The organism is Dolichospermum circinale AWQC310F (genome assembly GCF_000426925.1).
Lineage (GTDB): Bacteria > Cyanobacteriota > Cyanobacteriia > Cyanobacteriales > Nostocaceae > Dolichospermum > Dolichospermum circinale.
Map to the genome: position 1 here is coordinate 88446 of NZ_KE384663.1, position 6776 is coordinate 95221.

Sequence of the window (6776 nt, forward strand, 5' to 3'; positions counted from 1 at the left end):
GAGGCGGTTGGCCTCAAAAAAAACCGGTCGAGAAAGCGATCTTGATTGATACACCTCTGCCGCCTCAGCACCAGATTTGAAGGCAAGTTCTAGTAACTGTTCCGCTAGTGTATCTTGTAACAAATTTACAGAACCCATGTCCCCTTATGAATTATGGATTTTGGATATAAACCGCTTAATATTCGCTCATCATTATCCCATTAGCGTGTCATCAACAGTTACAAAAAAGGGAACAGGGAACAGGGAACAGGGAACAGGGAACAGGGAACAGATAAGAAACACTCATTTGCACCAGTTTAGAGCTTATCCCTGCTTGTACCCTCATGGCAAATTGATTTCTTGTAACAGCCAAAAGCCCGCAAAATCTTGGGATTGAGAATCGGACTGGACTCCGATAAAATGGACTCCATTGGCTTGTTCTTTGGCTACAGCAAAGCCTTGTGCTTCCGCTAAAAGTTCGGGGGTGCGGATATTAGCTACAACCCAACTTTCCGTAGCCCCAGTTTCTAAAATCAATCTGTTTCCACTACTGGTATCAAAGCGCAAATAAGCCATTTCTAAACCCGACATCCAAGCGGCTATTGGTAAAGCCCTGGGGGAGAAAATCAAAATCCCTGGAATGCGGGTTTCTGGGGACAATTGCGCCAATTCTAGGGGAAAGGCTTCACCAAAGCCTATTTCCCAATCTGGCATATCAGCAAAATCACTGGCTTGCAAGGTAACAAAAGTCCATTGTTTTCCTTCTAAGGCATCTGGTAAACGCTGAGGTAAAGGTCTATCTAAACGCACCGAAGGATTAGTCACTCCCTGATATCCCGGTTCCTGGGGGTAAACTTCTGCCATGCGCTGCTGTATCCATTGATTAAGAACTAAGGTACGACGACTCGGTGCAGCGGGTATTCCCACATCTTCGCAGGATTTTGTAATCATGTTATTCATTTGACGACGGAAAAAGCGGATTTTGGTAGGTGCTGTACCCGCTTTCTCTATAGCTTCCTGTATTGCTGTCCGCAACCAACCCGAATTTACCTGGGTACTTGGGCAATATTTAGCATAGCGAAACAGAGACTCCGTTGGTGTACCAATATCTACGGGACTTTCACAAACTAACATTTCCCACACTTTTTTCTGGTTTTCGTCCAAAATTGGACGGGAGTAAAAATCAAGTTCCCAGTACGTTTTTCTCTGGCTGCCCATGTTTTAATAGTAAAAATCTGATGATTTAAATATTTTGATTTTCTAACTTTACCAAGTTACAGGAGTATTGACGAGTTAAAGATGGTAATTGGTGATGTAATGCTTAATTTTTGTCTTTTGTTTTGATTTCATCCAACTTATCACGGACTGTCTGTATATCTTGCCACATGAGCCATTTCGGCGCTCCCTGTTCCCGCGAAGGGTTACGCAATAAGTAGGAGGGATGAAAAATAGGCATACATAAACGTCCTTCCCATTCTAGCCATTGACCACGAATTTTAGTAATAGGTCGTTTGTCTCCAATTACACTTTTAACTGAGGTTGCACCTGTCAATAAAATGATTTTTGGGTTAACTAAGCGAATTTGCTCTAATAAATAGGGTTTACAAGCCGCTATTTCTTCTCCTGTAGGGACGCGATTTTCCGGTGGTCTACACTTACAAATATTGGCTATATATATATCTGTATCTGTACTTAATTGAACTGATGCTAAGATGTTTTCTAGTAATTGTCCTGATCTTCCGACGAATGGTAAACCTGTTTCGTCTTCGTTTTTTCCCGGTGCTTCCCCGATAATCATAATTTTGGCTTGGGGGTTACCACGGCCAACTACAGCATGAGTCCGGTTTGCTGCTAATGGACAACGGTGACAGTGATGACAGTGTTTTTCTAATTCTCCCATATTCTCATAAGTTCCGGGGACAATGGGAATTTGTCCGTTGACAGGAATTAGCGATCGCTGGTTTAAACTAGAGTTATCAAAGAGACTTAGTTGGGTTTCGTGCTGCATGGAGTTTGGAAGGCAGAATATGACGGCCTATTTTAGATTTACAAGATATATTTCAATTCAGGGCAGGGTTCGGGTATGTTTGTACTTCACGAAGTTGAAATCTGCTGTGTTACCGTATTATTGATCCTATCAGAAAATAGACTTATATCAAAACTATCTATGAGATATTTCCAGAAAACCAGAAACTAAATTAAATTTAATATGCTCATCCTAGAACCTTTGTAGAGAATTAATCTGGTTAGGGATTCTCGACTCTACATTCTTTTTCATGAGGGGTCTATTGATGGGAATTTTTGTCTGCCATACCTGCTCAAATTCTGCTTGAGTAATTTCAAATTCTTGTATGTCTAGTATATCTATTTTCTGATCACACAACATCCCATAATCGTCTAAGAAGTGGCTATGATCATAAAATAAAACATTGCCATTTTCATAGACTTCTATTTGTCTAAGAGGATATAAAGTATTGCCAATTTCCATGAAGTATGTACTAGTACCCCAATCATCAAATTCACCACCTAGGGATACATCCCAAACCCATTTATAATATTTTTTTGTTTCTTGTTTTAGAGACATAATAAATTTAATCCAGCCAGTAATTTTCCTCTAATATTTAAGTTGCTATTTTTCTGTTAAATTATTTTACAGCATAGACATCTTGATTACGACCAAAGGCAAAACCTAGAGATTCCGGTATATTGCGGCTAGATTGAGTCAAGAAAATTACAATTGTCAGAACTGTTAAACCCGTGATAAAACCAAACATACTACGATAACCAAAGGTTTGAGCAAATGTTCCCAAAATTGCACCTGCTATAGCGAAACCCAGATCAAATCCCATGAAAGAAACAGCAAATATTCTACCTCGTTCGTGGGGTAAAGTTCTATCTGTTATTAATACGGAAATCATGGGAATTAGTATACCAGAAGCGGCACCTTCCATTAATGCTCCTAATAAAAACATGAAAGTGTTATTTGCTTGCCATACGCAGATGATAGAGAGAGTATAAGCTATCAAACTCATAGTGACAAATAAACCACGTCCATATTGATCAGAAGCTTTACCAGTAAATAATCTACAACTAAAACTGGAAATGGCGGCCACGGAGAAAAATAAGCCTGGATTTAAATCCACTCCTGTTGATTTGATGAATAGGGAGATGAAAGTATGTAAACTACCTAAAGTCAAACCACTCAATAATAGAACTATAGCAGGAATCCGTACGGGAGGACTAGTTAGTATTTGCCAAAAGTTATCATTTTTGCTGTTAATTGGTTGAATGGCAATAGGTGGGTTGACAATGGGGATAATAGATAGTAAACCTAGACATCCTAAAACCGCAGATGAGAGAAATAATGGGGTATAACCAGCAGTTGCTTGTAAAAACCCACCTATGGCAGGACCTATGCCCACACCCAAAGGACTTACTAAACTCATGTAACCGACAACTTCCCCCCGACGGTGTTCTGGTGTTAAATCTGCCACTAAGGCGGTGTAAGCTGTGGCAAAGGCAGCAATACTAATACCATGAAAGGCACGAATCAACATGAGGGGAATAACCGATTTTACCACTAAATATCCCAAAGGAGCGATCGCTACGACAAACATCCCCATCTGTAAGACTATTTTCCGGCCTCGGTTATCAGCTAAAGCGCCCATGGATGGTCTAATTAGTATTATACCAATGGCAAAGCTACCCATAACAATGCCAATTTCTTGCTTATTCGCACCAATGTGTTCAATATACAAAGGTAATGTCGGCAATAATGAGGACAAACTTGACCAGAAAAACAAACCTGCGGCAAATAACATGAGTAAGTTTTTCCGCAGTGCAGCGTCAAAAGTATCAAAAGCTTTCACGGTAGACGCAATAATCCTATAAAGTATGATTTTACCATTGTTACGTTACTTAACATTTTTTGCCACAACTTCCCGCACACGATAGATAGGCCTTCCCTGAGATTCATGGTATGTCCGCATTAACAATTCTGCCAAAAGACCGAAACAAAACAACTGTACCCCAGTTACTAGCAGCAAAACCGCCAAAATCAACAGAGGACGATTACCAATATCTACATGAAAAACCAATTTAACCAAAGTTAAGTATATTCCTATTCCTGCACCAGAAACCATAGAAATTAAGCCTAACATTCCAAAAACGTGCATGGGACGGGTGAGGAACTTTTTCATAAATAGAATAGTTAATAAATCCATTAATACCCGAAATGTCCTTGATATCCCATATTTACTCTGTCCAAAACGCCGCGCATGATGACGCACAGGGACTTCAGTAATTCTCGCCCCTTCGATATACGCTAATGCTGGTAAAAAACGGTGTAATTCCCCGTAAAGATTCATATCCGCGACTAACTCAGCCCGATAAGCTTTGAGAGAACAACCATAATCATGAATATACACGCTAGTAGCACCACGAATTAGCCAATTGGCGATTTTAGAAGGAAGTAGGCGATTTAATGCCCCATCTTGGCGATTTTGTCGCCAACCACTGACTAAATCATAACCTTCCTCCAGCTTTGTAATTAACATGGGGATATCAGCCGGATCATTTTGTAAATCAGCATCTAAAGTCACAATTACCTTGGCCGTAGCATAATTAAAGCCCGCAGACATGGCCGCAGTTTGTCCATAGTTACGACGTAAAATCACCACTTTTAGATCAGTACGAATTTGTGCCTGTTCTTTGAGAAATTCCGCTGAACCATCCCTAGAACCATCATCTACACAAATAATTTCATAGTTCAATTTACTATCTGTGAGAGTGGAAGAAATTGCTTTTAGTAATAAAGGTAGGCTTTCTACTTCATCTTTAATTGGTATAACTACGGATACATCTAAAATTGGTGGTTGATGATTAGTCATTTTTTATAGCTGATAATTGATTGGATATAAATTCCCAAATTCTTGAGAAAGTCAGAGATTTGCAGGTTGTGGATTAAATTAAGTATGTCACTAAAATAGTTTTGGTAGGTCGAAAAATACGGTTCATCTATCCGTTACCATCATAACTTTTGATTACTCTACCAGCGCCACGCAATTGTTGATAATAACACTGACTAACTTTGTCTCCTTGTTCTGAAAGTTGGTCAATACCAATACCATTCCGGCCTTGATCCTTTCCTGAACTGTGGATATAATCACCATTACCTAAATACAAACCCACGTGAGTCGCTTTTTTTGAAGTTCCAAAAAATATTAGATCTCCTAATTTTAATTCAGTAATATCAACCATTTGAGTAAAGGCCTCTTGTTGATAAGCATCTCTTGGTAGCCAAACACCTACAGATTTAAAAGCGGCTTGCATGAAACCAGAACAATCATAATTAGGTGCAACTGTACCACCCCAAAGATAATAATTATCTTGTTCCTTTGCTGCTTGAGTAAAAGCAATAATGTCGGGTATGCGTTGTTGAATTTCTGTTGCTAAGACCAACTGGGGCTGATATAATGTTTGAGTCCCTTGAATAAACTGCAAATCTTCCCTGGACAACCATCCTGGATAGTCGTCTTCACATAAACAGACTTCAACTGCTTTATTTTCATGATTTGATGTTATTTGTAAATGTCGTCCTGTTGCAGCTTGAGTTGCTAACCGCACACATTCAGGAGATTCATAGAGATTGAGGTTAGTTGTACATTGATATTCATTTGTAAGGGAATAGGGAATTTGTGAATTTAGATTTAAGGACATGGGTAATATGATGATTTTTTGTAAAAATGTTTTTTGTATCAGGATTATCTTCTCTACATTATGTAATTTACCATTAATGTCATATCTAAACTATCTTGAGTTTTGGTAATAAGCTGTTACGCAGCTAAATTGTAAAATCCTAAAATATGCCTAAATCTTTTGGGGTGGGCATACAACGGACAAGCTCAATACAAGTATTGCCCGCCAGACTTATAGCCATTCCCATTCCAGTGAGGTACAAGCAGTAATAATTGAACGCAGATGGACGCAGATAACCGCAGATAATTTTTTACTTCATTTTCAATGCAGATACAGTGGTTTCCGCTCTTATGAGGTACATCTTAAGCCCCCTCCTCGCACCCCCCTCAATCCCCCCGCAGCGGGGGGAAGAAAAGGATAAACTTTTGATATTGGAGGGGGTTGGGGGTGGGGTTCTTGTACCTCATAACATCGGGAAGTGCTGTAATTTCTTGACCTGAACATATCCCATCAGTTACAAGATACTTTACCGCTGATACAGATATTATTTTAAATAATCTTTTTTAAGTCCTTTTTTCTTGGTGTGCTTTGAGTTTATTGTTTTATTTATCACTGCGTATGAATGAGTTAACAATAAATTATAATTAAAACTTATCATTATAGGATAATACTTTTAATATTCATAACTTAGGAAAATTCAACTTTAGATTTTCTTAATAATTAATTGAGAATTATTTTTATTTAGGAACGAGCTTGCAATACTTTCGGCGATTTGCTAGAATTATTGAGAATTTCATAATTGGGTTATTATTGTCAATTTTCTACCCGGCTAAAAAGATGATTTTCAAAAGTCTTTATTTATAGTCGTTTCAGGGATTAATTTTGAAAAAAATACAAAACTTTACAAATTAGCAGTGGTTTTGAAGAGTCAATTGGGTAAAAATTATTCAGCAAAATCATGTACTTTGACTGGTAGAACAAATGTCCTATTGACAAATAGATTGATTTATGGGCTGCGAGGGTTTTTTGTAGTATGTAGGGTGTGTTAGCGACAGCGTAACGCACCATGTTATTCAAATCCATAAGTAGATATTGATGGT

Annotated in this window: 6 protein-coding genes and 1 pseudogene; all 7 read right to left on the reverse strand. The window is 38.5% G+C overall.

All coding sequences use genetic code 11. The annotated features are described in order from the left end of the window. Nucleotides 1–138 (reverse strand): annotated as a pseudogene (locus ACIR310F_RS26510) (TldD/PmbA family protein); the annotation flags it as partial. Between the two features lie 183 nt (nucleotides 139–321). Beyond that, nucleotides 322–1197 (reverse strand): Tab2/Atab2 family RNA-binding protein, encoded by an 876-nt coding sequence (locus ACIR310F_RS0100870; protein ID WP_028082189.1) that lies wholly within the window; start codon nucleotides 1195–1197, stop codon nucleotides 322–324. Between the two features lie 103 nt (nucleotides 1198–1300). Then, complete coding sequence (locus tag ACIR310F_RS0100875; RefSeq protein ID WP_028082190.1) at nucleotides 1301–1987, reverse strand: uracil-DNA glycosylase; 687 nt, start codon at nucleotides 1985–1987, stop codon at nucleotides 1301–1303. 210 nt (nucleotides 1988–2197) lie between these two features. Further along, the gene (locus ACIR310F_RS21120) at nucleotides 2198–2563 is read right to left on the reverse strand and encodes a hypothetical protein (RefSeq protein ID WP_051289429.1); all 366 of its coding nucleotides are present in this window, start codon (nucleotides 2561–2563) and stop codon (nucleotides 2198–2200) included. A gap of 61 nt (nucleotides 2564–2624) precedes the next feature. Then, nucleotides 2625–3848: an MFS transporter gene (locus tag ACIR310F_RS0100885; protein ID WP_028082191.1), complete on the reverse strand. Its 1224-nt coding sequence runs from the start codon at nucleotides 3846–3848 to the stop codon at nucleotides 2625–2627. Between the two features lie 45 nt (nucleotides 3849–3893). Beyond that, entirely contained in the window at nucleotides 3894–4868 is a 975-nt protein-coding gene (locus ACIR310F_RS0100890; protein ID WP_028082192.1) for a glycosyltransferase family 2 protein, read from the reverse strand. A gap of 127 nt (nucleotides 4869–4995) precedes the next feature. Continuing rightward, on the reverse strand, nucleotides 4996–5697 hold the full coding sequence (locus tag ACIR310F_RS0100895; protein WP_028082193.1) for a C40 family peptidase: 702 nt from the start codon (nucleotides 5695–5697) through the stop codon (nucleotides 4996–4998). Nucleotides 5698–6776: the final 1079 nt, after the last annotated feature.